At 62.4% G+C, this 1,504-nt stretch carries 1 protein-coding gene; it reads right to left on the bottom strand.

Annotated elements, in window-relative coordinates; translation table 11 throughout:
- Positions 1-138 precede the first annotated feature (138 nt).
- Complete coding sequence (locus C7G61_RS42685; RefSeq protein WP_108523408.1) at positions 139-1,419, bottom strand: IS701 family transposase; 1,281 nt, start codon at positions 1,417-1,419, stop codon at positions 139-141.
- Positions 1,420-1,504: the final 85 nt, after the last annotated feature.

The following is a 1,504-nucleotide window of genomic DNA, read 5'->3' as shown; positions in this document are numbered from 1 at the left end:
TCTTACTGCGTCATGAGTTTTCATTGTCGTCCCCTTGTTGGGGCGATGGCCCCGCAGCAAGGACATCGCTGCAGGGTTTTGATGATTCCCCAGGCCAGTCGCCGACGCATGGTTGCGATTGAGTTCGGGACGTGGCGTTCAGGCCGCGAGGGCGGATCCTCTGGGTCGGTAATCGTCGGGTAAGCGAGGTGCCTTGAACGGCATGGCGGAACGAGGTCCTGAGGGGGAAATCGTCGCCTGCTCGGCGATCAGGAAGCCGTAAGCTGCGATGCACAGAGTTGCGTGATGATGGAAGCCGCGCCAGCCGCGTCCCTCGTAATGACCGAGCCCGACCTCTTGCTTGAGCTCCTGGTAGTCACGCTCGATGCGCCAGCGTAGCTTGGCGAGGTCGACGAGCCGCTCGAAGCTGATGGTCTCCGGCATCGTGGCGAGCCAGTATTTGGTGGGCTCTGCTTCACCCTCCGGCCATTCGATCAACAGCCATTCCGGCGACAGCTTCTCGGGGATCAGTTTGTTGTACCCGACCCGGACACGCACACGCGCGAAGCGCGAAGACAACTGGTCGGACGAGCCCTCGCGCCATGTCACCGTGCACCAAGCCTGCTTCGGTAGAGCAAGCGCCACTTTCTTGGCCGAGACCAGTTCGGGCTCGTCGCGGCGGCCGGCGTTGTTCATCGGCTTGTCCATCCGCCGTGGGCTGTGGCCAGGGGCCCACATCAAGATGGTCGGCACGATGCCGACCACGTACACGTCCAATTCCGTCATGCCCGCACGCAGCCGCGCGTCCCTGCCGTAGGCCGCATCCATCAACGCGACGCCGCGTGGCAGACCGCTCTCGCAGGCCCAGCGGATTTGCTCCAGCGCAATCTGCAGCTTGGTCTTGAACTTGATCTCTTTCGGCACGCCCACCTTTTTCCGCCGCGCGCGATCCTTGGTCCAAGTCTCCGGCAGGTACAGCCGATAGGCCACCGGAAGGCTGGCGGCATGATTGGCGATCGACAGCGATACCGCAACCTGGCAATTGGCCTGCTTGCCGAGCTGACCGCAATATTGGTGGTGCACGCCGACCGAATGCTTGCCTTGCTTGGGGAACGAGGTGTCATCGATGATCCAAGCCTCGATCGGTCCGCTCTTCTCGATCGCCGGCAGCACCATCTCGCGCACCTTAGCCAGCACGGCCTCGTCCGACCATGCTGCGACGCCGACAAAATGCAGCAGCGACTGGTGTTGTGCCGCTGTCCTCGCCGGAGCCGTCCGCGCCGCCATCGGCTCCACGCTCTTGCGCTCGCCAGGCAGCATCAATCCGGTGCAATAATCGTGCAGAGGCTTTGTCCGATCCGCGTGACCGATCACGCTCCCAAGCCCCGCCACGTACGCCGCAAAACGCGTCTCGCTATCTCCGCTCTGATCGAGATTCATCTGGCCCTCCACACGCCAAATTGCGAATCTCCTCAATTACTTGATTCCTGGCCTCCCGTGCGTGCGACCTTCTGACTCAGTACGA

The sequence above is a fragment of the Bradyrhizobium algeriense genome, from assembly GCF_003062295.1.
Lineage (GTDB): Bacteria > Pseudomonadota > Alphaproteobacteria > Rhizobiales > Xanthobacteraceae > Bradyrhizobium > Bradyrhizobium algeriense.
Note: the sequence above shows the minus strand (reverse complement) of the source record. Positions and strands in the feature narration are given on the sequence as shown.

What these genes read in the sequence shown, in the direction of transcription:
- C7G61_RS42685 (WP_108523408.1), bottom strand. Translation starts at nt 1,419, where the DNA reads ATGAATCTCGATCAGAGCGGAGATAGCGAGACGCGTTTTGCGGCGTAC.